At 69.7% G+C, this 21532-nt stretch carries 21 protein-coding genes; 8 read left to right on the forward strand and 13 right to left on the reverse strand.

The window, feature by feature from the left end; translation table 11 throughout:
- Nucleotides 1–5: 5 nt before the first annotated feature.
- The 10 genes from A3AG_RS0107165 to A3AG_RS0107210 form a co-directional block, all read right to left on the reverse strand.
- On the reverse strand, nt 6–1085 hold the full coding sequence (locus A3AG_RS0107165; RefSeq protein WP_018004762.1) for a type II secretion system F family protein: 1080 nt from the start codon (nt 1083–1085) through the stop codon (nt 6–8).
- 22 nt (nt 1086–1107) lie between these two features.
- On the reverse strand, nt 1108–2034 hold the full coding sequence (locus tag A3AG_RS0107170; RefSeq protein WP_018004763.1) for a type II secretion system F family protein: 927 nt from the start codon (nt 2032–2034) through the stop codon (nt 1108–1110).
- Nucleotides 2027–3343 carry a TadA family conjugal transfer-associated ATPase gene (locus A3AG_RS0107175; protein ID WP_018004764.1) on the reverse strand — a complete coding sequence of 439 codons (1317 nt, stop codon included), beginning with the start codon at nt 3341–3343 and terminating at the stop codon, nt 2027–2029. The genes A3AG_RS0107170 and A3AG_RS0107175 overlap by 8 nt, the downstream gene beginning before the upstream one ends.
- Nucleotide 3344: 1 nt before the next feature.
- Nucleotides 3345–4604 carry a CpaE/TadZ family protein gene (locus A3AG_RS0107180; RefSeq protein ID WP_018004765.1) on the reverse strand — a complete coding sequence of 420 codons (1260 nt, stop codon included), beginning with the start codon at nt 4602–4604 and terminating at the stop codon, nt 3345–3347.
- 48 nt (nt 4605–4652) lie between these two features.
- Nucleotides 4653–6071 (reverse strand): type II and III secretion system protein family protein, encoded by a 1419-nt coding sequence (locus A3AG_RS0107185; RefSeq protein ID WP_026164014.1) that lies wholly within the window; start codon nt 6069–6071, stop codon nt 4653–4655.
- A 19-nt stretch (nt 6072–6090) separates the two neighbouring features.
- Nucleotides 6091–7041: a Flp pilus assembly protein CpaB gene (cpaB, locus tag A3AG_RS0107190; RefSeq protein ID WP_018004767.1), complete on the reverse strand. Its 951-nt coding sequence runs from the start codon at nt 7039–7041 to the stop codon at nt 6091–6093.
- 43 nt (nt 7042–7084) lie between these two features.
- Nucleotides 7085–7561 carry a TadE/TadG family type IV pilus assembly protein gene (locus A3AG_RS0107195; protein ID WP_018004768.1) on the reverse strand — a complete coding sequence of 159 codons (477 nt, stop codon included), beginning with the start codon at nt 7559–7561 and terminating at the stop codon, nt 7085–7087.
- Nucleotides 7562–7633: 72 nt separating this feature from the next.
- On the reverse strand, nt 7634–8107 hold the full coding sequence (locus tag A3AG_RS0107200) for an A24 family peptidase (protein WP_018004769.1): 474 nt from the start codon (nt 8105–8107) through the stop codon (nt 7634–7636).
- Between the two features lie 6 nt (nt 8108–8113).
- Nucleotides 8114–8302 (reverse strand): Flp family type IVb pilin, encoded by a 189-nt coding sequence (locus tag A3AG_RS33240; protein WP_018004770.1) that lies wholly within the window; start codon nt 8300–8302, stop codon nt 8114–8116.
- Between the two features lie 365 nt (nt 8303–8667).
- Nucleotides 8668–9783, reverse strand: a complete 1116-nt coding sequence (locus A3AG_RS0107210; protein ID WP_018004771.1) for a collagen-like triple helix repeat-containing protein — start codon at nt 9781–9783, stop codon at nt 8668–8670.
- Nucleotides 9784–10475: 692 nt separating this feature from the next.
- On the opposite strand from A3AG_RS0107210, the gene A3AG_RS0107215 reads away from it, so the two are divergent.
- The 4 genes from A3AG_RS0107215 to A3AG_RS0107230 all read left to right on the forward strand — a co-directional run bounded on the left by A3AG_RS0107215 (nt 10476) and on the right by A3AG_RS0107230 (nt 17275).
- Nucleotides 10476–12047, forward strand: a complete 1572-nt coding sequence (locus A3AG_RS0107215; RefSeq protein WP_026164015.1) for a collagen-like triple helix repeat-containing protein — start codon at nt 10476–10478, stop codon at nt 12045–12047.
- Nucleotides 12048–12236: 189 nt separating this feature from the next.
- Entirely contained in the window at nt 12237–13904 is a 1668-nt protein-coding gene (locus A3AG_RS0107220; protein ID WP_018004773.1) for a ShlB/FhaC/HecB family hemolysin secretion/activation protein, read from the forward strand.
- A gap of 274 nt (nt 13905–14178) precedes the next feature.
- Nucleotides 14179–16404 carry a TonB-dependent receptor gene (locus tag A3AG_RS0107225; protein WP_018004774.1) on the forward strand — a complete coding sequence of 742 codons (2226 nt, stop codon included), beginning with the start codon at nt 14179–14181 and terminating at the stop codon, nt 16402–16404.
- 85 nt (nt 16405–16489) lie between these two features.
- On the forward strand, nt 16490–17275 hold the full coding sequence (locus A3AG_RS0107230; protein ID WP_018004775.1) for a tetratricopeptide repeat protein: 786 nt from the start codon (nt 16490–16492) through the stop codon (nt 17273–17275).
- A 13-nt stretch (nt 17276–17288) separates the two neighbouring features.
- Here the strand turns inward: A3AG_RS0107230 and A3AG_RS0107235 are convergent, their stop codons facing one another.
- Complete coding sequence (locus tag A3AG_RS0107235; protein WP_018004776.1) at nt 17289–17495, reverse strand: dodecin; 207 nt, start codon at nt 17493–17495, stop codon at nt 17289–17291.
- 219 nt (nt 17496–17714) lie between these two features.
- Between A3AG_RS0107235 and A3AG_RS0107240 the strand changes: the two genes are divergently transcribed.
- The 3 genes from A3AG_RS0107240 (at nt 17715) to A3AG_RS33245 (ending at nt 19487) form a co-directional block, all read left to right on the forward strand.
- Nucleotides 17715–18431, forward strand: a complete 717-nt coding sequence (locus A3AG_RS0107240; RefSeq protein ID WP_240619807.1) for a phospholipase D family nuclease — start codon at nt 17715–17717, stop codon at nt 18429–18431.
- 96 nt (nt 18432–18527) lie between these two features.
- The gene (locus tag A3AG_RS0107245) at nt 18528–19238 is read left to right on the forward strand and encodes a dienelactone hydrolase family protein (RefSeq protein WP_018004778.1); all 711 of its coding nucleotides are present in this window, start codon (nt 18528–18530) and stop codon (nt 19236–19238) included.
- A gap of 102 nt (nt 19239–19340) precedes the next feature.
- Complete coding sequence (locus tag A3AG_RS33245) at nt 19341–19487, forward strand: hypothetical protein (RefSeq protein ID WP_276307885.1); 147 nt, start codon at nt 19341–19343, stop codon at nt 19485–19487.
- Between the two features lie 4 nt (nt 19488–19491).
- Here the strand turns inward: A3AG_RS33245 and A3AG_RS0107255 are convergent, their stop codons facing one another.
- Both A3AG_RS0107255 and A3AG_RS0107260 read right to left on the reverse strand, forming a co-directional pair.
- Entirely contained in the window at nt 19492–20148 is a 657-nt protein-coding gene (locus A3AG_RS0107255; RefSeq protein ID WP_018004780.1) for a glycine zipper 2TM domain-containing protein, read from the reverse strand.
- A gap of 131 nt (nt 20149–20279) precedes the next feature.
- Nucleotides 20280–20738, reverse strand: a complete 459-nt coding sequence (locus A3AG_RS0107260; protein ID WP_018004781.1) for a MarR family winged helix-turn-helix transcriptional regulator — start codon at nt 20736–20738, stop codon at nt 20280–20282.
- Nucleotides 20739–20926: 188 nt separating this feature from the next.
- Here A3AG_RS0107260 and A3AG_RS0107265 point away from each other — a divergent pair, with 188 nt between their 5' ends.
- Nucleotides 20927–21487 (forward strand): YggT family protein, encoded by a 561-nt coding sequence (locus A3AG_RS0107265; RefSeq protein ID WP_018004782.1) that lies wholly within the window; start codon nt 20927–20929, stop codon nt 21485–21487.
- The last annotated feature ends 45 nt before the right edge of the window (nt 21488–21532 follow it).

The following is a 21532-nucleotide window of genomic DNA, read 5'->3' on the forward strand; positions in this document are numbered from 1 at the left end:
CCCCCTCATCGCGTGCCTCCCATGTTTGCCAGCATACGGATCACCCCGAGAAAGCCTGGGCCCGCGGTCAGGATCAGCAGCACCGGCAACAGGCTGACCACCATCACCGCGGTCATCTTGACCGTGAGGCGGCCGATCTCATCCTTCATGCGCGACTTGCGCGCCTCCTGCATGCGTAGCCCGAACTGTCGCAGCGGCTCCTGCACCGCGCCGCCATGCTTGTCGACCTGCGTCAGCAGCGTGATCAGGCTCTTCAGGTCTTCGCTGTCGAACAGCCGGCCGATGCGCAGCAGGGTCTGCTCGCGCGAGCGGCCCGAGGCGAACTGCTGGTTGGCGCGCGCCAGTTCCGGCCCCAGCACGCGCAGCATGCCGCCGAATTCGGCCACGATCACCTGCAGGCTCTGGTCGATCGACAAACCCACCCCCTGCAGCAGCCGCAGCATGTCGATCAGCACCGGCAGTTCGTCGTCGACCATGCGCAGGCGCGCGGCGGCGCGCCGGCGCAGGTACCACTTGGGCGCCAGGTAGGCCACGGCGAAGGTGCCGAAGCCCCATGCCATCACCATGAAGGCACTGGCGCCGAGGTGCCACAGCATCGCCAGCACCGACAAGGCCAGCGGCAGGGCCAGCCGCAGTACGCCGAACAGCATGCGCGCCTGCAAGCCATACCAGCCGCATTGCTCCAGCAACTGCTGGTCTTCCGGCGTCACCACCGCGCGGCCCAGCCGCGATTCCAGCCAGTGGGCGTCGAAGCGCTCGCCCACGCGCGCGCCCAGCTGCGCGCCAAGGCCGGTGCCGGCGCCGGGCGTTGCCGCGGTGGTCGCAGCGTTGGCCGCGGTACGCGCGCCCGCAACCCCGGGTACGCCGGGCACGCCGGGCATGCCCGGCGCACGCGGCGTGGGAGCGGGCGCGGCCGCGGCGGCCGGCGCGACTGCCGTGGAGCGCTGCTGGCGCGCCAGCGCGGCGTCGATGGTGCGGGCCGAGAGCCGGCGCTGGCGCCAGTCGCGCAGCAACGGCAATGCCAGTACACCGACGCCGCAGGCGGCGACGAGCAGGCTCAGCGAGATCAGCGTCAGGCGGTCCATGGGGGCGATGTCATCGTTGCCTTCAGATCGACTTGGCCAGCCGGTACAGCATCAGCGCGCCGGCGACTTCCAGCGCCGCGGCCGACAGCAGCATGGTCTTGCCGGTGGGGTCTTTCCACATCATCAGGATGTAGCCGGCATTCAGCGTGAACAGGCCGCCGGCCACCACCAGCGGCAGCAGGCCCAGCACCCAGGCCGACAGCCTGGTCTCGGCCGACAGCGCCATCAGCTCGCGCTGCGCCTGCTCGCGGTCGCGCATGAAGGTGGCGGTGCGCTCCATCACCACGTCGGCGCGGCCGCCGTAGCGCACCGACAGGCGCAGCACCGAAGCCACCAGCACCAGTTCCTCGACCTTGTAGGCGCGGCCGACCTGCAGCACCGCCTGGTCCAGTTCCTTGCCGGCGCGCTGCAGGTGCACCGCCTGCACCAGGCACTGGCGCAGCGGCGCCTCGGTATTGGCGATGGAGTTCTGGAACGCCGCCGGCACGCTGCTGCCGATGGTCATCAGCCGCACCACGCCATCCAGGAAACCAGGCAGCTGCGACAGCAGCTTCTTGTGCAGCCGGCGCACGCGGTGCCAGGCCGCGCACGCGGTCACCGCCAGCGCGACGACCAGCGCGGATACGGCGCCCAGCCATTGCCCCGCGACGGCGCCGGCCAGCGTGCACAGCACCAGCGGAGACAGCCACACCAGCGCGGTACGGCGCGTCGGCGCCAGGTCGGCGCGGTGCAGGAAGTCGTCCCAGCGCCGGCGCAGGTCGCGCGCCGGCAGCTGCAGCGACGGATCGGGCGCCTGCGTGTAGCGCATCCGCACCTGCTCGGTCTGCGCCTGCAGGAACGCCTGCTGCTGTTCGCGGCGCGCACGAGCCTGCGCACTCGCGAGCAGCAGCAGCCCCAGGCCGGTGATGACCAGCGCGAGCGCGGCGAGCAGCAGCGTGGCGCTAGACATCGAAGCGGTCGTCCAGCATGAAGCCGGGCGCGCGCATGCGCGCCAGCTTGGGCGAGTGCGGCAGCAGGCCCAGCGACAGCCAGCGGTCGGTCTCGGTGCCGTCGGCGTTCACGAACGGCTCGTGCCGGTACAGCTCCTGGGTCGAGATGATGTTGTCGCCCAGGCCGGTGACCTCGGTGATCGAGACGATGCGGCGCTTGCCGTTGGACAGCCGCGCGATCTGCACGATGAAGTCGATGGCGTTGGCGATCTGGCGCCGCAGGCTCATCTCGCTGCCCTGGAAGCCGGCGAAGCCGGCCAGCATCTCCAGCCGGTACAGGCATTCGCGCGGGCTGCTGGCGTGGATGGTGCCCATCGAGCCGTCGTGGCCGGTGCTCATCGCCTGCAGCATCTCCAGCACCTCGCCGCCGCGCACTTCGCCGACGATGATGCGGTCCGGGCGCATGCGCAGGCTGTTGCGCAGCAGGTCGCGGATCGACACCACGCCGGTGCCCTCGAAGCCGCCCGGCCGGCTTTCCAGCCGCACTACATGCGGGTGGTTCAGCGCCAGCTCGGCCGTATCCTCGATGGTGATGACGCGCTCGGTGGGCGGCACGAAGGTGGCCAGCGCATTGAGCAGCGAGGTCTTGCCGGAACTGGTGCCGCCGCTCACCAGGATATTGCAGCGCGCCTGCACCGCGGCCTGCAGCAGGTCGCAGATCTCGGGACTCATGGTGCCCAGCGCCTGCAGGTCGGCGGGCGTCATCGGGTCCTTGCGGAACTTGCGGATCGACACCACCGGGCCCTCCAGCGCCAGCGGCGGGATCACCACGTTGATGCGGCCGCCATCGGGCAGGCGCGCGTCGACCATCGGGTTGGATTCGTCCAGGCGCCGGCCGATCGGCGCCAGGATGCGGCGCACGATGCGCAGCAGGTGGCCGCTGTCGGCAAAGCGCACCGGGATGCGCTCGAGCACGCCATGGCGTGACACATACACGTCGAGGTGGCCGTTGACCAGGATGTCTTCGACCGCCGGATCGTTGAGCAGGTCCTCGATCGGGCCAAAGCCGGCCAGCTCCTTGGTCAGCGCCTCGGCGATCTGGCGCAGCTCGGCCTCGTTGATGGGGATGCGCCGCAGCCGCGTAAAGCTCTCCAGCTCCAGGTCGACGAAGCGCTGGATCGCGGTGCGCGACCAGCGCCCGAACTCGGCGCCCAGCTCTTCGATGCGGGTCAGCAAGTGCTCGTGCGCGGCTTCCTTGATGTTGTGGAATTCCTGCGACACCGGGAACGGTGCCGGGGCGTGGTCGGAGAATTCGATCGCTTGGGTCATGTCAGCTTCCAGTGCGAGCCGTGCGCGCGCCGCGCGCTACCAGCGCTGCGCGCAGCGCCCCGGGCAGTTTGTCCTTGATCCGCGCCAGCAGCGTGGCGTCCCTGGCCGCGGCGGTGCGGTACCCCAGCCGCGCCAGCAGCTCGGCCAGCGCGCGCACATAGGGGCAGTGCGGGTCGTCGTCGGCCAGCACCGCGCCGCGGTTCATCGCCAGCACCAGCGCCTCGCGGCTGTCCGGCAGCGTCGCCACCGATTCCACCCCCACGCGCCGCGCGATCTGCGCGGCGTCGACGCCCAGGCGCGCATCGAAGCGCGACACCAGCAGGTGCAGGTCGTCGCGCTCCACTTCACGCGCGCGCAGTTCATGCACCAGCTCCGCCGCCGACACGATCGCACCGACGCTCTGGTCCGCCACCAGCACCACGCTGTCGGCGGCCTTGACGATCTGCGCAGTGAACTCGGCATTGCCGAAGCCGCCCAGGTCGACGATCTGCAGGTCGAAGAACGCGCGCAGGCGCTCGAGCAGGCCGATCGCATCGGCGTAAGAGATATCGCGCAGTTCGCTCAGTGCGGCCGGCAGCGGCAGCACGCACACGCCGTTGGCATGGCGCGTCAGCGCGGTCTGCACGAAGACCTGGTCGAAGCGGCGCAGGTTGCGCACCGCCTCGACGAAATGGAAGCCCGGGCTCAGGTTCAGGTAGAGCGCACCGTCGCGCGCGGGCAGCCCCAGGTCGGTCAGCAGCACTTCGGCGCGGGCATCGGTCTTGGCGTGGCGCGGCAGATGGCGGCGTGCCGCCGCGGCCAGGTTGACCGCCAGGCTGGTCACGCCGACGCCCGCGCGCGCGCCCAGCAGCGCCACGATCTTGCCCTGGCGCGCGGCCTCGGCCGGGCGCACCTGCTCGCTCGGCACGGCCAGGCGCTTGATCACGGCCTCGGCCTCGGCCGGCGCATCGCGCAGGTCGATGAAATCCTTTACGCCCGCGCGCAACGCGGCCAGCATCACGCCGGGCTCGCCGGCCTGGCCCACGGCCACCAGCGGCAGGCCGGGGAAGAGCCGCTGCAGCTGCTCGGCCAGGCGCGCCGACGGCGCCGCGAGCTCCGCCGAGAAATGCAGGAACACCAGGCCAGGGCGCAGTTCGGAGACGCGCTCGATAAAGCCTTCGTGGGCGCCGCCATCGGCCACCAGCGTGCCCAGCGCGCCGATGGCCCGGCCCAGCCAGTCCCTGACTTCGCCCTGCGTTGCGTGCAACAGAAAATAGTCCATCTTTCCGCCTCGAGGCTGTTGGCCATGCCAAGCCGGCATGGCCGGCGGCTATTTCGAGAAACCCGGCAAAGTCGGGTCCGCGTACTCACCCATCACATACCAGCCCCACACATTGGGATTGGCGCCGGTACGGCCATCGGCGCCGACGGCCTGCGCCGCCGGCGAGTTCTTCGCCATCGGCTTCACCAGGCGCGGCGTGACGACGATCATCAGCTCGCGGTCTTCCTGGTGGAAGTTCAGGTTCTTGAAAAACACGCCGATCACCGGCAGGTCGCCCAGCACCGGCACCTTGTTGACGTTGCTGACGGTGTTGCGACTGACCAGCCCGCCGATCACGAAGCTCTCGCCGTCGCCCAGCTCGACCGTGGTGTCGGCGCGCCGCGTGACGATGGCCGGCACCACCGCGCCGTTGATCGAGATGCCGCGCGACGGGTCGAGGTCGCTGGCCTCGGGCGCCACCTTCAGCGCGATGCGGTCGGCCGACAGCACCGTGGGCGAGACCGTCAGCCCGATGCCGAACGGCTTGAACTGGATCGTGGTGGTGCCCAGCGCCTGCGGCACCGGGATCGGGATCTCGCCGCCGGCCAGGAAGCTGGCGCTCTGGCCCGACAGCGCCACCAGGCTGGGCTCGGCCAGCACGCGTGCCAGGCCGTTGGCCTCGAGCAGGCTGATGTTGGCGAAGATGCCGTGCGTGAGCGACGCCGCCACCAGGTTGAAGGCATTGCTCATCGGCGACGCAATGTCGGCGCTGAAGCTGCCGGGCGCGCCGCCGCTGCCCGGCGTGAAGGTGAACTTGTTCAGCGTCGACGGCGAGAACGTGCCGAAGGCAAAGCCCGAGTTGTTGCGGAAGAAGTTGATGCCGACTTCCTTGAGCACGGTCTTGCTGATCTCCACTACCTTGACGTCGACCTGCACGGTGCCGCTCAGCGGCACGGTGGAGCGGTCCACCACCAGGCCCGGCTTGCCGTCGGTCTTGCCGGCGGTGGCCGCACGCGCCGCCGCCTGCGCGCGCGCGGCGCCATAGGCGTCGGGCGACTGGCCGGTGATGGTGGCGCCGGCTGCCGAGTAGCCCAGCTGCGCGCCGTTGGCATCGGGCGCGATGGCATCCACCTGCACGCTGTAGCTCTGCGGCTCGGCGCTGCCGCGCGTCCACACCATCACGTCGGTCACGCCGGGCTGCTTGGCCACCAGCAGCACGCTGGGCGCGCCGCGGGTGCGCAGGATCAGCGCATCGGCGACCGCGGGGTTGCCCACGGCGACGCGCTCGACCGGCTGCGCGCTGCGCAGCTCTTTTTGCGCGCCGGCCATCAGGCGCAACTGCCGCGCCGTGGCGATGTCCTGCGCTTGCGCCTGCGCGCGCGGCGCCAGCGCGCACCATGCGGTGGTGGCGACGATGGCGGCAAGCGCAAGCTGCATCAGCCGGCGGCGCGGCGTCACGTCATGGGCGGGTGTATTCTGGATTGGCATGCGATGGGCGCCCACGTTCTTATTCGATGTCGCGCTTGCCGGCGCGGATCACTTCCACGCCGGCGCGTTCCCTGACTTGCGCCGGCGCGGGCTGCGCGGCAACCTGCAGCGGCCGCGGCGCCGGCGCTGCCGCCGGTGCGCGCGCAGCCGGCCCGCCGCTGGTGGCAGCCAGCCCGGACAGCAGCACGCCGGCGGTGGCCTTGTCGGTGGCGGCGCGCGCTGCGTCGGCGGGAACGCCGGCGCGCGCGGCCAATGCGGGCGGCAGCTCGGCAAACATACCGTCGCTCGGCATGGCCGGGTCTTGCGGATTGCGCAGCGCCAGCATCAGGCGCCCGGAGTGCTGCGCCATCGCCAGCCGGCTGACCTGTTCCAGCGGTACCGACAGCACCGCGGTCTTGGCGCCTTCCTGGCGCGCCATCATCTGTTCCGGCTTGGCCGCCTGCGGCCGGTTGACCGAGGCCACGCCGTAGGCCAGCACACGCAGGCGCGACAGCAGCATGCGCGCCTGGCTGTCGGGGATTTCCTGCTGGTCGCGCCGCAGCACCAGGAATACATCGACATAGTCGCCCGGCTGCACTTGGTTGCCGACGCCGATGACTTCATCGACCGACACCGCCACCGCGCGCTCGCCTTCCGGCACCTGCGCGGCCAGGCCGGACAGCAGCTGGCTTTCCAGCACCGGCACGTTGGCGCCCAGCGCCACCAGCGGCACCTGCCCGGTCACGCGCGCCACGTCGCGGTAGGCGCCGGCGGGATCGATCGGCAGCATCTCCACCTTGAGCGCCTCGGCATCGAGCGGCTTGCCGGCTTCCGCCGGGCGCGTGGTGACCACCACCGGATGCAGCGGCCTGGCGCCGGCCGATGCCGCGGGCTGGGCCGGCTGGCGTCCCACCTGCCACGCCAGCATTGCCAGCAGCAAGGCCAGGCCAAGCAGCACCACGGCCAGTAATCGGATCTGCTTGCTGGTCATGCGGAAGTCCTTGTTTCGGGCATGGGGCGATTCGTCATGCGCATCAGATGTCGGGAGAGAGCTGGACCATGGCCGAGCCCGACAGCGATGCCGGCAGCGGCACCATCGGCACCGCGGGCATGATGCTGGTGGTGGACAGGGTCAGCGTGACCTGTACGCAGACGTCGGCCGAGCCGGTTGCGCATGGCACGGCCGCAGCCACGCCGGCGGCGGGAATCAGGTCGCGCAGCGAAGCGGGAAGGGTGCCGCGCGCCATCGCGGCCGCGGCGTTGACTCGTGCCTGCTGCGTGGCGGCGAGGCCGGTGCCGGCCACGCCTGCGGGATAGCGCAGCGCGGCGCGCGCGCCTTCCTCGGCGGCCAGCGTCAGCACCTGCTGCAGCGCCAGCATTACGCCGTAGTAGACGATGCCGATCACGATGGTGACCAGCACCGGCGCCACGATCGCAAATTCGATCGCGGCGCTGCCCGCACCGTGGCGGCGCCGGCTGATTGTCCTGTTGACCCTTGCGTACAACCACATCTGAAACCCCGGTCTCTTGGTGTTCCGCCGCGCCGACCGGCGGCGCGGCCTGCCGGCCTCAAGCCATTCCGGCTATTGGCCCGCAGCCATCCAGGCCAGCACTCCCACGGCCAGGTACGCCGCATACGGGATGCCGCGCGCCGGCGAAAACTGCGCCGTTGGAAGGGGTGGGTCCTGGGAATGCAAAGCGTGATCCGCGGCCGGCGTGCGGCGCGCCAGTGCCAGCGCCAGCAGCGCGTGCACCAGCCCGAGCAGGCTGCCGACGACCCATGCCACCACCAGCCCTTGCGGACCAGTGAACAACCCCGCCACCGTCAGGAACTTGACATCGCCCGCGGCCATGCGCCCGAGGGCGTAGACCGGCAAGGTGACGGCAAGACCCAGCCCCGCGCCGGTCAGGCGCGCGGCCAGCGGCGGTTCCGCGGCCTGTCCGGCGAGCAGCGCCAGCCCGAGGGCCATCACGGCGATCGCCAGCAGGAGGTTCGGAACCCGCCGGTAAGCGAAGTCTGTGTAGAGGGTCGCCGCGCAGAGGAGCGCGGCAATCACGGCGCCTTACGTGGTTGGCTTGCCAAGCATGGTCACTACCTTTTCACCAAGGCTCTTAAAGCCATCGCTGAGGTTAGTGCCAAGTTGGGTGGCGCCTGCGGCGACTGCGAGGGCAACGAGTCCCGCAATCAGCCCATATTCAATAGCGGTTGCCCCGCGCTCATCTTTGATAAAGCGTGCAATGAGTCGTTTCATAATTTGTTGACACTCCCGAGTGATCTGATGCCGCGATCACGCTTCCCCCGTTCGATTATCACGGTGCTCTGTGGCCCGCTCTTTTATCGACCATTCACGCTTGCTGCGCCTTTTTTATAAGACATGGTATGTCTCAACCATACCCCTCCCTCGGGTGATAGTAATGACCCGAAGGGGTTAAGGCACGCGTTTGAAACGCGCAGGCCGGCAGCCTGCAAATGAAGCCGGCGGGCCGGCGCAAACCGGCCCGCCCATTGGCCATGCAGGCATTTTCAGCCGCGCGGCCAGCAGGAATAAAAAGATGCGCTGCGACGGGGTGATGAGCGACAGCGCACCGTGAAAACACCTATGCGGGTTGAGACATTTCAGTGGAGCAGTCCGCCCAGGATCGGCAGCTGCGGCTTGCTGTCGCCTCCGCCTGCGCCGCCAACGCTGCCGCCGACACCGCTCTTGATGCCGCCGACCAGGCCCGTGACCGGCGCCAGCAGCGCACCGACCGGCCCCGGCGCGCCGCCGCTAACGGCACCGCCGTCGCCGCTACCCGGCTTGACCAGCGGCAGGCTGCCGAGCAGGCCGCCGAGCGCATTGCCATCGCCGCCCTGGCCGTTGCCGTTGACCAGCACGCCGACCGCGGCAACGGTCTTGCCGGCCTCTGTCACCACGCCGCCGAGCGGCGCGACCACCGGCGCCTGCGTTTGGCTGAGCATGCTGCCGCCGGTGGCCACCGTATTGCCGACCTTGTAGAGCAGACCGTCGGCCGGTCCGCCCAGGCGCGTGGTCGCGCCCAGCGTCTGCGTGCCATCCGTGACCTTGCTGGTCAGCGGCACGATGACCTTGCTGAGCGAATTGGTGACCTGCGCGACGGCGCCATCGGCCAGCACCGTCTGCAGCTTGTCGCCGCCACCCTGCACCACCGTGCCGACCTTTGCGACCAGGCCGCCCACCGGCGTGGTCAGCGGTGCCAGCGGCGCCAGCTTCTCGGTGCCGAGGCCCTGCACCAGCGCGCCGCCGTTGACCACGGCGTCGCCGACCTCGCGCACCACGTTGCCGGAGCTGGACACGGTCACGCCCAGCGGGTTGTCGACCGAGCCCATCTGCCCGAGCCCGTCGCGCACGCCGGCGCCGAGCGCGCCGACCGCTTCGCCCGCATTGACCACCACGCCACCCGCGCCCTTGCGTGCATCGGTGGGCAGCAGCGGCAGCGGTGCGTCCTGGATCGACTTGCCGATCTCGCTGACGGCGTTGCCGGCCGACACCACGGTGTTGCCCACGCCTTCGGTGGCCTTGGCGGTCGGCGTGGTCTGCGCGGCGGCCGGCGGCGGCGGCGTGACCGGCGTATCGGCGCCGCCGCCGCTGGGCTTCGGATTGGCGCCGCTGCCGCCGCCGCTCGAGGAGCAGCCCGCCATCAGCAGGGCCAGGGCGGCCATGCCGGCCGCGGCCAGCGAGGTCATGGAAAGCGGTGCCGGATGCTTGGTCTTCATTGTCCTTCTCCTGTCTGGTTGGCCACGGCGCTGCCGGGCCGTCTTTTCTTGTGAACCGCCGCATGGAATGCCGACGAGCGCTCGCTGTTGTCCCGCTTTGTTCGACCTGCCTGCCATCCCCATCTGTCATGGCGTCACGGTGGAACGCGAAATCGTGGGCGCGTCGGCAGAGCAAATGGCAAAGCGCGTGCCAGCGCGGCAAGGTGGGCTGGCGCGCAGACCCGCGGGCCGCCTGCATGCCTTGCGCGGCGCGGCTTGCAGGGTGACGCGCGTTAGCGGCGCAGCCTGCGTGCGCAGCATCGCGGCAGGGGCTTGACGTGTTACGTGCTACGTAACGTGTTCCGGGCATGCGGGAACACGCAGTGCCGGCGCGGCGGGCCCGCGATCGCAGGCTGAGCGCCGCCTTGCCCGCGCTGTTTTGTTCCCCGGGCACGACACACGTTACGTAACGCGTAACGCGCGCCTCCCTCTGCGCCAATGCGCCGCCAGGTCTCGCGGCGCCTTGCGCCGACACCGCGCAGGCCGCATGCCGCAAGGGCTGGCGGGTGCCATACCCGACTTCGGCGGGGTCTGTGCGGTAGCACGCCAAAGCGCTGGCATACCGATTGCGCCATCACCGTCACCGCCGCACGCAGCAGACAAACGCGTTGCGCGGCCGAGCGATTGAAACGACGGGAATGAAGGAACAGATCATGCGCAAACAACAACTCGCCGCAACGGCACTCCTCGCAACCCTGCTGGCCCTGGGTGGCTGCGCCAGCGGCAGCGGCTCGACCTCGATGGGCACCAGCGATACCGCGGGGACAAATGGCGGGACCAATGGCGGGACCAAGGGCGGCACGAATGGAGGCACTGGCGGCACCGGCGGAACCGGTGGCGGCACCGACCTGGCCGGTGGCGGTAACGGAGGCACGGGCGGCAGCGGCGGCGGCAGCGGCGGCACGGGCGGTGGCAATGGCGGCGACACTGGCGGCAATACCGGCGGTGGCGAGACCCCCACCGCGCTGACCCCGACCGCCACGGTGATCAACAACGCCGGCACGGTGCTGGGCAATACGGGCAGCACCGTCAGCGACCTCGGCAACCAGCTTGGCAACGCCACCCTGCCGCTGGTGCCGGGCCAGACCCAAAGCGGGCTGGGCGGCGTGGTCGCGGCGACCGGCGATGCCGTCGGCGCGCTGGCCACTGGCCTGCAATCCGGGCTGGGCAGCATGCCCAATTCAACCAACCCGGTCGGCACCACCGTCGCCAGCACCGGCAATGTCGTGACCGAACTGGGCAAGGCGGTGACCAGCGCCGGCACCGCGGTGAGCGGCCTGGGCACCGGCCAGCTGGCACCGCTGGCGCCGCTGACTTCGCCGCTGGGCGCGGTGGTCGGCACGCTTGGCAATACCGTGAGCAACACCGGCGGGACGCTGACCTCGGTGTTGTCGAGCGGTGCGGTCGAGCAGGTGACCATCACCACCAGCAAGCTGATCGTGCCGATCACCTCGCAACTGACCAGCACCACGCAGTCACTGGGCGCGGCCACCGGCCTGGGCGCCCCGGCCAGCAGCCTGCTGGCCACCGTGGGCGGCGCGCTGGCCACCGCAGGCGGCAAGCTGCAACAAACCAACACGCCGGGGGTCGCGGGCGTCGGCGGCGTGGTGAACGCCACCGGCACCACGGTGGCCTCGCTCGGCGGCGCGGTGAACGGCCCTGCCAGCGGCGGGGGGCTGGGCGCGCTGGGTCCGGTACTGGCACCGGTTACCACGCTGGCCGGGGGGCTGGCAGGCGGGGCAGGCGCTGGCGGCACGGGTTCGCCGCTGGCGCCTGTCACCGGCCTGGTCGGCAGCGTCACCGGAGGGCTGACCGCCGCCACCGCCAACACGCCGCTGGCTCCGGTCACGTCGCTGGTCAGTGGCGCGGTGGGCGGGCTGGGCAGCGCCACTGGCGGTACCGGTGGTTCGCCGCTGGCGCCCGTCACCGGCCTGGTCAGCACCGTCACCGGCGGCCTCGCCTCCGCCACGGCCAGCACGCCGCTGGCACCGGTCACCGGCGCGGTGAGCGGCGTAGTGAATGGCGTGGTCGGCAGCGTTGGCGGCGCAACCGCGGGCACCGGCGCCACCAGCCCGCTGGCACCGGTCACCAATGTCGTCTCCGCCGTGACCGGCGGCGCCACCACCACCGCGGGCAGCACTACCAAGGGCTCGACCACCGGGCCCGTCGGTGGCCTGGTCGGCGGCCTGCTCGGCGGCCTGACCGGCGGGCTCGGCCAGAAGTAATCCTGCCTTGGCCGCTGCCCGGCGATCGCGTGAGCGCGTGATCGCGGGCGGCGGTGCTCACCTGATTCAACGTAGCGGCCACGCGCTGGACCGGCAGTATCGGCCAGCAGGCGCCCGGGGGTAGCGGCAGCCCCCACGCCCGTGGCACGCGACGTCAATAGCCGCAGTGTTTCTTACAGGGGTTTTGCCATGCGTGCACGTCATCGCGTTGCCGCGCTGCTGGTCGGCGTCGGCGCGTTCCATCACGGCCTGGTCCAGGCCGATCCGCGCAGCCCGGTCCAGGGCGATCCGACCCAGACGCTTCCCAAGATTGCCCCGGCCCGGCCCGACAGCCGCGTGACCGTGCAGGTCGAGCGGCCGCAGCCCGCCATGCAGGACCTGCTCAACGCGCGCCTGACGCCGCGGCGCTTTCGCATCGAAGGCGCGAAGACGCTGCCGTTCGAGGAAGTGGCCGCGCAGTTCCAGCCGCTGGCCAATCGCGAGGTCACGGTGGCGCAGCTGCTCGAAGCCGCCAATGCGGTGACGCAGATGTACAAGGCGCGCGGCTACCCGCTGTCGTTCGCGTTCGTGCCGGCGCAGGACTTTGCCAATGGCGATGTGCTGATCACGGTGGTCGAAGGCTACGTCGCCAAGGTGACCGTGACCGGCAAGGCGGGCCCGGCCGAGCGCCGCCTGCGCGCCATCGCCGAGAAACTGCAGCAGGACCGCCCGCTGCGCCAGGACCGCTTCGAGCACTACGTCAACGCGCTGGCGCTGCAGCCCGGGCTGCAGGTGGCGGCCACGGTGCAGCCGCCCACCACCACCGACGGCGCCTGCGAGATGGTGCTCGAGGTCAAGCGCAAGCCCTTCACGTTCGGCACCGGCATCGAATACATGTCGCCGGGCCTGCGCGCCATCGCCACGGCCACCACCAACAGCCTGACGCCGCTGGGCGAGCAGGTCTCGGTGTCGGCGCTGTTTCCCAAGGGCCGCGACAGCGAGGAATACTACGCCGCCAGCTATGCGCAGCCGCTCGGCACCGAAGGCATGGTGGCGCGGCTCAACGCCTCGCACTACCGCGGCGTGCCGCAGAACGCGACGCTGGCGCCGATCGGCTTCAACCCGCGCTATGTCAACGACACCAGGCGCATCGGCGGCACCCTGAGCTATCCGCTGCTGCTGTCCAACGCGCATACGCTGACACTGACCGGCGGCGTCTACGGCGCCGACCAGTTCGAGCGCTATACCCACACCGCCACCGGCACGCGCGTCACGCTCGGCACCAACGTGCGCGTGGCCACGGCGGAGCTGACCTACCTGCAACGCGGCGAAGGCGTCAGCCGCAACGCCACGCTGGGCCTGTACAAGGGCTTCGATGCGCTGGGCGCGAGCCGCCAGAACAACAACAACGACCTGAGCTTCTTGCGCACGCGGCTGCTGCTGTCGCAATCGAAGGACCTGCCGGCGGGCTTTGGCCTGACCCTGGCCGCCGCCGGCCAGTACAGCGGCGACCGGCTCGCCTCGGGCGAGCAGATCAGCTTTGGCGGACGCTTCTTCGGCCTGGGCTACCCCGCCGGCGAAGTCGCGGGCGACAAGGGTTGGGGCGCGTCGGCGGAGATCAGCCGGCTGTTCCTGCCGGACCTGACCTATCTGCGCACGATCCAGCCCTATGTTTTGGCCGACGTGGCGCGCGTGTATTCGAACAGCGTGTCGCTGTCGCACCGCAGCCTGTCGTCGGTGGCGCTCGGCGCGCGCTTCTCGGACCGACGCTACTACACGCTGGACCTGTCGCTGGCGCAGCCGGTCGGGGACAAGCCGACCAATGCCAGCCGCCGCTCGCCCCGCATCAACATGATCTATTCCTACCAGTTCGACTGAGTCCTCGCCTTTCCAAGGTTCCCTGCACGGCCGGCGGCAAGTTCAGCGCCGGCCGATTTTTTTGCGACGACCGCAACATGCGGGCCGCGCTGGCGGTGGCGCCATTTCGCAACACTGTTGACGTTCAACAAGCAGGGTAACGCGGCTCAATCTTGACCAGTCAACCATCACTAAATGATAATACCTCTCATTACCATTTCTGTTCGCTAATAAAGAGGGCAAAGTGCAGCATTCGGCAGTCATAACGAGAAAGAGCCACGGCAGGCTGGGCGCCATGCCGCGCTTGACCGGCATGGTCGGCGCAGCGGTTGCCGCGGCACCGGTCGCCGCGCAAGAGGCGCCCAAGCCGGTCAACCTGCCGCAGGTAACGGTCACCGGCGACAGCGGTTTCAAGGCGGAAAGCTCGTCGTCGATCAAGAATCCCGAGCCGCTGCGCGATACGCCGCGCTCGATCACGGTGATTCCGCAGGAAGTGATCCAGAGCACTGGCTCGACCACGCTGACCGACGTGCTGCGCACGGTGCCGGGCATCGCGTTTGGCGCAGGCGAGGGCGGAAACCCGGTCGGCGACCGGCCGTTTATCCGCGGCTATGACGCGCAGGCCAGCACCTTCCTCGACGGGTTCCGCGATATCGGCGCGCAGTCGCGCGAGCTGTTCAACGTCGAGAACGTCGAAGTGACCAAGGGCCCGGCCGGCGCCTACGACGGCCGCGGCTCCGCCGGCGGCAGCATCAATATCACCAGCAAGGCGCCCAGGCTGGGCAACTTTGCCGAAGGCAATCTCGGCTTCGGCAACGCGCAGTACGTGCGCGGCACCGCCGACGGCAACTGGCAGTTCGCCGACCACGCGGCGTTCCGCCTCAATGCGATGTTCCACGACCAGGACGTCGCCGGGCGCGATGCCGTGCACCAGAAGCGCTGGGGCGTGGCGCCGTCGGTGGCGTTCGGCCTGGGCACCGACACGCGCCTGACGCTGTCGTACTACCACATGCAGACCGACGACATCCCCGACGTCGGCATCCCGTACAACAACCCGGCCTTCACCGCGCGCCGCGATGGCCGGCCGCGCACGCGCCAGGCCGGCGACGGCTCGCCGGTCAACGTGCCGCGCAGCACTTACTACGGCCTGCTCGACCGCGACTTCCGCAAGGACCAGGCCGACATGGGCACGATCCGCTTCGAGCACGATTTTTCGCCGGCGCTGAAGTTCCGCAACCAGACCCGCTTGTCGCGCACCAGCCAGGACTACATCTACACGCAGCCTGACGACAGCAAGGGCAACATCTACTACGACCTGCTCTGGCGGCGCGTGAACACGCGCTATTCCACCGCGCGCACGGTGGCCAACCAGACCGACCTGTCGGGCGAGTTCCTGACCGGCGCGATCAAGCACAAGTACGTGTTCGGCGTGGAGTTCTCGCAGGAAAAGAGCGAGAACGACAGCTACAACGTCGACACCGGCAACAGCAATTGCCCCAACGGCGCGGGCGCGGCCGGCGGCTACAACTGCACCACGCTGCTCAACCCCAATCCCAACGACCCGTGGGCCGGCAGCATCGCGCGCGCCAACAACCCCACCAACGCCAGGACCAATACGGCGTCGGTGTACCTGTTCGACTCGGTCGAGCTGACCAAGCAGTGGATCGTCAACGGCGGCGTGCGCTTCGACAGCTACCGTTCGCGCTTCACCGCGGCGCGCGCGGCCAATGGCTCGCGCGCGGAATACTCGCGCGACGACAACCTGTTCAACTACCAGCTGGGCGTGGTGTACAAGCCGGTGGAGAACGCCAGCTTCTACGTGTCGTACGGCACTTCGTCGACCCCCGCGGGCGCGTTCCTGGCGCAGGGCTCGGACCCCAACGGCCTGGCCCCGGACCGCAGCGGCAACCGCGGCGACCAGCTCGCGCCGGAAAAGAACCGCTCATTCGAACTGGGCACCAAGTGGGACGTGCTGAAGAACCGCCTGGCCCTGACCGCGGCAATCTTCCGCATCGAGACCACCAATGCGCGCATCGTGCAGCAGGACGGCACCGCGGCCATGGCCGGCAACAAGCGCGTGGACGGCTTCGAGCTGGGCTTCTCCGGCAACCTGACCGAGAAGTGGGCCATGTTCGGCGGCTACACCCATCTGAAGAGCGAGCTGCGCAACAACGGCGGCGCCGGCTCGGCCTTCGGCCAGACCAACGGCCAGGCGTTCCCGAATACGCCGGAAGACAGCTTCAGCCTGTGGACCACTTACCAGCTGCTGCCCAACCTGACCATCGGCGGCGGCGCTTACTACGTGTCGAAGATCTGGGGCAACCAGGGCACCAACAAGTGGGTGCCGCCGTACTGGCGCTTCGATGCGATGGCCGCCTACCGCATCAACAAATACGTGGCGCTGCAGCTGAACGTGCAGAACCTGACCGACAAGACCTACTACAGCCAGGCCTATACCTCGCACTATGCGACGGTGGCCTCGGGCCGCACCGCGGTGCTGAACCTGAACCTGCGCTACTGAGCGCCGTGGCCGCCCAGGCCACACCACGCGGCACGCGGCCGGCTCCGGCCGCGTGCCGCTTTGCCTTTCAACCGAAGCCCCTTGTATGGATACCCTGCCCTTTCGCGTCGCCACGCCGGTCGAACTGGAACAGCTCGGTCCCGCCGCGCTGCGCGACAAGCTGACCGGCCCGCCACAGCTGGCGCTGCCGTGGCTGGGCGGCGCCGCGGTGGCGGGCCACCTCGACGCGCAGATGGTGCTGGGCCAGTGGTTCCTGGCCGGCCATGGCGTCGCGCGCGACCCGGTGCGGGCCTTCGCCTGGTTCAAGCACGCCGCGCACGCCGGCCACGCGGGCGCGGTCAACCTGGCCGGCCGCTGCTACGAGAACGGCTGGGGCACCGCGCCGGACCACCGCGCCGCCGCGCACTGGTACACGCTGGCGGCCGAGCGCGGCTCGGACTGGGGCATGTACAACCTGGCCACGGCGCTGGTGCTGGGCCGCGGCATCGCCGCGGACCGGCGCGCCGCGCTCGGCTGGTACCAGCGCGCGGCGGCGCTGGGCCATGCCAAATCGCTCAATATCCTCGGCGGCTTCCATGAAGACGGCTGGGAAGTGGCACAGGACCCGGCGCGCGCAACCGTGTACTACCGCGACGCGGCCGAAGGCGGCGACTTCCGCGGCCAGTTCAACTACGCGCGCATGCTGGCGCTGGCGGGCCGCGAAGCGGAAGCGCGGCAATGGATAAGGCGGGTGCCGCAGACCGCCACCGGGCCCTTTATCGACAAGATGCTCGCGTTCCTGCGCGACGCGCCGCAGCCGGCGCTGCAGCGCCTGTACGCGCATGCCAGCGAGGCCGCGCAGCGGATACCGCCTGCTGCTGCCCCCGTCTGACCGCAGCGTGGACTCAGGTCACGCGGAAGCCCACCTTCAACGTGACCTGGTAGTGCGCGATCTTGCCGTTCTGGATATGGCCGCGCGTTTCCACCACTTCGAACCAGTCGATGTTCTTGATGGTCTCGCCAGCCTTGGCGATGGCGCTCTGGATGGCCTGGTCGCAGCCGTCGGGCGAGGAGCCGACGATCTCGACCAGCTTGTAGGTGTGGTTGGTCATTGCCTCTCCTTGGCGGCCGCCGCCGCAGGGGTTGCCTCCATCATAGGCGCCGGCCGCGGATAGTCCCAAGGCCGCCGCGGCACGCCGTAAGCGCCACAGATCCTGTTACACAATCCCGCTTTGCCAGTGGCGTATCCGGCTGCTACGCTGCGTTCCCGCCCCGGACAGGTGCGGCGCGCGGCGCGCGCACGCTGTCCTTCACCGACGCCAAGATCCGCCGTGACTTATCGCTTTATTCGCCGGGCCGTGCTGGGCCTGGGCCTGGCCACCGCCGTGTCGGCCTTCACTTCATTCAGTCCCTTCGCGCTGCTGGCGCACGCCCGTTCGGCATCGGCCTTCGACCAGGTGTCCGAGACCATCGCCAACAGCATCAGCGAGACCTTCAACGAGGCCGTCGCCAATCACTTCCCGTCCCGCACCGGCAAGCCCGCGCAACCGGCCCAGCCGCCCGACGCCCGGCCGATGCCGACCAAACCCTTTGCCGATGGCAGCGGCTACACGCTGTGCTTCGTGCCGGATGGCGCGAGTTGCCAGGCGCTGCTGATCAATGCCATTCGCAGCACGCGCCAGCGCCTGCTGATCCAGGCCTATTCGTTCACCAGCGCGCCGATTGCCGAGGCCGTGGCGCAGGCGCACCGGCGCGGCGTCGACGTGCGCGTGATCCTGGACAAGAGCCAGCAGAGCGAGCGCTATACCAGCGCCACCTTCCTCAAGCACGCCGGCGTGCCGGTGGTGATCGACAACAAGCCCGCGATCGCCCATAACAAGGTGATGGTGTTCGACGACCAGGCGGTGTTCACCGGCTCCTTCAACTTCACCAAGTCGGCGCAGGAACGCAATGCCGAGAACGGCATGCTCATCCGCGGCGACGCGGCGGTGGTCAAGGCCTATACCGACAACTGGCACACGCGCTACCGGCAGTCGCGCGCGTACTGAAGCAAGGCCCTGCTGCACGATGCGGCGCGCGGTGGCACACTGGCGGGCTGACATTGCGGCAACCCCTGCCAAGCCCTTTCCGGAGAACCCTTCGCCATGACAGCCATTCCCGACAGCCAATGGATCCGCGTCGACACCGCCGCGGGCAGTTTCGATGCCTACCTGAGCCTGCCGCCGGGGGGCGTGCAGCCCGGCGCGCCGGGCATCGTGCTGCTGCAGGAAATCTTCGGCGTGAACGAGCATATCCGCGCGGTGGCCGACCAGTACGCCGCCGACGGCTATGCCGTGCTGGCGCCGGACGTGTTCTGGCGCCAGGCCCCGCGCGTGCAGCTCGGCTACGAGGGCGACGACATGGCGCGCGCCATGGCCTTGCGCAAGGCCGTGGACATCGCCGCCACGCTCGACGATATCGCCGCCACGGTGCAGGTGCTGCGCCAGCACACCGGTGCCGGCAAGGTCGCCGCGGTGGGCTACTGCTTCGGCGGCCTGCTGTCGTACCTGAGCGCGGCGCGCGGGCTGGTGGATGCGGCCGTGCCCTACTACGGCGGCGGCATCCAGAACCAGCTGCAGGAAGCCGCGAACATCCGCGTGCCGGTGCAGTTCCACTACGGCGCGCTTGACCCGCATATCCCGCCCGACGCCGTACAGGCCGTACGCGAAGCGATGGATGGCAAACCCGCCACCGAGATCCACGTCTACCCGCAGGCCGACCACGGTTTCAACTGCTGGGCGCGCGGCTCCTACCACCAGCCCAGCGCCGCGCTGGCGCACGGGCGCGCGCTGGTGTTCCTGTCGGCATCGCTGTAGTCCGCCCCTGCCGCCGGCTTGTCATGGCAAGCCGGCACGCCTTGTCCTCGGCGCCTGGCTTCAAGACTTGCCGGACCGCAACCATAACAAACCGAGGAAGCGCTGAGCGCGCATGCGCGCCAGGACGCTGCACCGTTCAAGGTGCCCCAGCGCATCGTGTTCGTCGCGGACCTGCCGCGCAATACCGCGGGCAAACCGCTCAAGCGCCAGCCGCGCGAGGATTACGCGCAGCGGTCCGGCGCGGACTGACCGCTCAGTACGGCACGGCCACGCCGTTCTCGATCCGGACGCGGTCGCCGATGCGCATCTGGTAGGCGTTGGACTGGGTCAGCGTCAGGTAGGCGTTGTCGCTGGTGCGCACGCGCACGCGGTAGGCCGGCGCACTGGTGCCGGTGCGCTTCTCGACCTCGTTGCCTGCCACCGCACCCACCACGGCGCCGCCGATCGTTGCCACGGTATTGCCGCGCCCGCCGCCCACCTGGTGGCCCAGCAGCCCGCCGACGATGCCGCCCACCACGGCGCCCGCGCCGCTGGTCGATGGCGGCTGGCCCGGCATCACCTCGATACCCTCGACCCAGCCGTAGCGCACGCCGTAGGCCTGGTTGCCGTAGCCGTTGCCATAGCTGCCGTCCTGGTACGACGGCTGGGGATACGGCTGCTGCGGATACGACGACTGCGGGTAGTCCTGCTGCGGATAGCCTTGTTGCGGATAGCCCTGCTGCGGGTAACCGCTGATGGTGGTGCCGCTGCCGTAGCCGTTGCTGCCATAGCTGCTGTTGCCATAGCCGCCGCCGTAGCCCCCGCCATACCCCGCGCCATAGCCGTTGTCGTAGCCATACGGCGTGGCACACCCGGCCAGCGCACCGGCGCCAAGCACCGCAAGCACAACCGAACGAAAGGGGATGGACATGTCAGGACTCCTGCGCGCTGCGCGTGTTGGGGAATGCGCGCGAGTCTAGGGCCGCCGGCGGCCAGCGGGTGTCACCGGAGCTTGTGATTGGTAACCGCCTGTAACGGGTGGCGATGCCGGCTTGGCCGCGCTCAGCCGCGCTCAGCGCCGTCGTCGTTGAACTGCGTGATGCGGGCCACGCGGAATGCACCGCGCAGCGATTCCAGCTCGGTCCGGTGCAGCATCGCCAGCCGGTTCAGGTAGCGCTCGCCCTTGGCCGTCAGGTGCACCTGCACCACGCGGCGGTCTTCGGGGTTGAGCCGCCGCTTGACCAGCCCGGCGGCCTCGCAGCGATTGACCAGCGCCACCACGCCGTGCTGCTTGGCCTGCAGGCGCTCGGCCAGTTCGCCGATCGAGGCCCAGTCCTTGTCGGCGCAGCCGCGGATATGCAGCAGCAGCAGATACTGCTGCACCGTCAGTCCTTCCTCGCGCGCCGCGTCTTCCGAAAACCGCAGGAAGCGGCGCAGCTGGTAGCGGAAGTCGGACAGTGCCTCGAAGTCGGCCTTGGTAAGCGGGGCGGGTTGCGGCGACGGGGCAGACTTGCTGGGCATGGGCGGCAAAAAACGCGAAAGGGAAGGAAGGCGCGGCAATCCGCACGAGCCCCCGGGCGGGGCGCTCGCAATTATAGGGGCCGCGCGGCACCCCGGCGGCCGATCCCGGTTTGCGCCGGGCGCGCGCCCGGCTATGGCAGAATCTGTGCGGTTGCAGACACCTTCACCCGTCACCGGAAAACGCACCGATGTTCTCGGAAATCGCTCTCTTCCTGCTGGATACCGTCTTTACCCTGTTCGGCATGGCGCTGCTGCTGCGCGTCTGGATGCAGCTGACGCGGCTGCCCACGCGCAACCCGGTCTCGCAGGGCGTGTTCCAGATCACCGACTGGCTGGTGCGGCCGCTGCGCCGGATCATCCCGGGCGTGGGCGGCATCGACTGGGCCACGATCCTGGCCGCGTGGCTGACCGCGGTGGTGTTTCTGGCTTTGGTCGCGCTGATCAGCGGCATCGACCTGCCCGGCTTCGTGCCCGCGATGCTGCTGACCGCCGTGCTCTATGTGCTGAAGTGGTCCATCAGCCTGGTGATGTGGGTCACGCTGCTGATGGCGATCCTGTCGTGGGTCAACCCGCATTCGCCGATCACCCCGGCCATCGACCACCTGACCGCGCCGGTGCTGCGCCCGATCCAGCGCGTGGTGCCGCGCCTGGGCGGCTTCGATATCTCGCCGCTGGTGCTGTTCGTGATTGCGCAGATCCTGCTGATGGTCCTTGCCCGGCTGGGCGCGGGCATCATCGGCCTGCACTGACCGGAGCCGGAGCGCAGGACTGGCCCGACGCCTTCACCGGCTGCG

Origin of the sequence: Cupriavidus neocaledonicus (genome assembly GCF_000372525.1) — a bacterium.
Lineage (GTDB): Bacteria > Pseudomonadota > Gammaproteobacteria > Burkholderiales > Burkholderiaceae > Cupriavidus > Cupriavidus neocaledonicus.

Coding starts and splice junctions, on each gene's coding strand:
- A3AG_RS0107165 (WP_018004762.1), bottom strand. CDS start 1,085: ATGGACCGCCTGACGCTGATCTCGCTGAGCCTGCTCGTCGCCGCCTGC.
- A3AG_RS0107170 (WP_018004763.1), bottom strand. CDS start 2,034: ATGTCTAGCGCCACGCTGCTGCTCGCCGCGCTCGCGCTGGTCATCACC.
- A3AG_RS0107175 (WP_018004764.1), bottom strand. CDS start 3,343: ATGACCCAAGCGATCGAATTCTCCGACCACGCCCCGGCACCGTTCCCG.
- A3AG_RS0107180 (WP_018004765.1), bottom strand. CDS start 4,604: ATGGACTATTTTCTGTTGCACGCAACGCAGGGCGAAGTCAGGGACTGG.
- A3AG_RS0107185 (WP_026164014.1), bottom strand. CDS start 6,071: ATGCCAATCCAGAATACACCCGCCCATGACGTGACGCCGCGCCGCCGG.
- cpaB (WP_018004767.1), bottom strand. CDS start 7,041: ATGACCAGCAAGCAGATCCGATTACTGGCCGTGGTGCTGCTTGGCCTG.
- A3AG_RS0107195 (WP_018004768.1), bottom strand. CDS start 7,561: ATGTGGTTGTACGCAAGGGTCAACAGGACAATCAGCCGGCGCCGCCAC.
- A3AG_RS33240 (WP_018004770.1), bottom strand. CDS start 8,302: ATGAAACGACTCATTGCACGCTTTATCAAAGATGAGCGCGGGGCAACC.
- A3AG_RS0107210 (WP_018004771.1), bottom strand. CDS start 9,783: ATGAAGACCAAGCATCCGGCACCGCTTTCCATGACCTCGCTGGCCGCG.
- A3AG_RS0107215 (WP_026164015.1), top strand. CDS start 10,476: ATGCGCAAACAACAACTCGCCGCAACGGCACTCCTCGCAACCCTGCTG.
- A3AG_RS0107220 (WP_018004773.1), top strand. CDS start 12,237: ATGCGTGCACGTCATCGCGTTGCCGCGCTGCTGGTCGGCGTCGGCGCG.
- A3AG_RS0107225 (WP_018004774.1), top strand. CDS start 14,179: ATGCCGCGCTTGACCGGCATGGTCGGCGCAGCGGTTGCCGCGGCACCG.
- A3AG_RS0107230 (WP_018004775.1), top strand. CDS start 16,490: ATGGATACCCTGCCCTTTCGCGTCGCCACGCCGGTCGAACTGGAACAG.
- A3AG_RS0107235 (WP_018004776.1), bottom strand. CDS start 17,495: ATGACCAACCACACCTACAAGCTGGTCGAGATCGTCGGCTCCTCGCCC.
- A3AG_RS0107245 (WP_018004778.1), top strand. CDS start 18,528: ATGACAGCCATTCCCGACAGCCAATGGATCCGCGTCGACACCGCCGCG.
- A3AG_RS0107255 (WP_018004780.1), bottom strand. CDS start 20,148: ATGTCCATCCCCTTTCGTTCGGTTGTGCTTGCGGTGCTTGGCGCCGGT.
- A3AG_RS0107260 (WP_018004781.1), bottom strand. CDS start 20,738: ATGCCCAGCAAGTCTGCCCCGTCGCCGCAACCCGCCCCGCTTACCAAG.
- A3AG_RS0107265 (WP_018004782.1), top strand. CDS start 20,927: ATGTTCTCGGAAATCGCTCTCTTCCTGCTGGATACCGTCTTTACCCTG.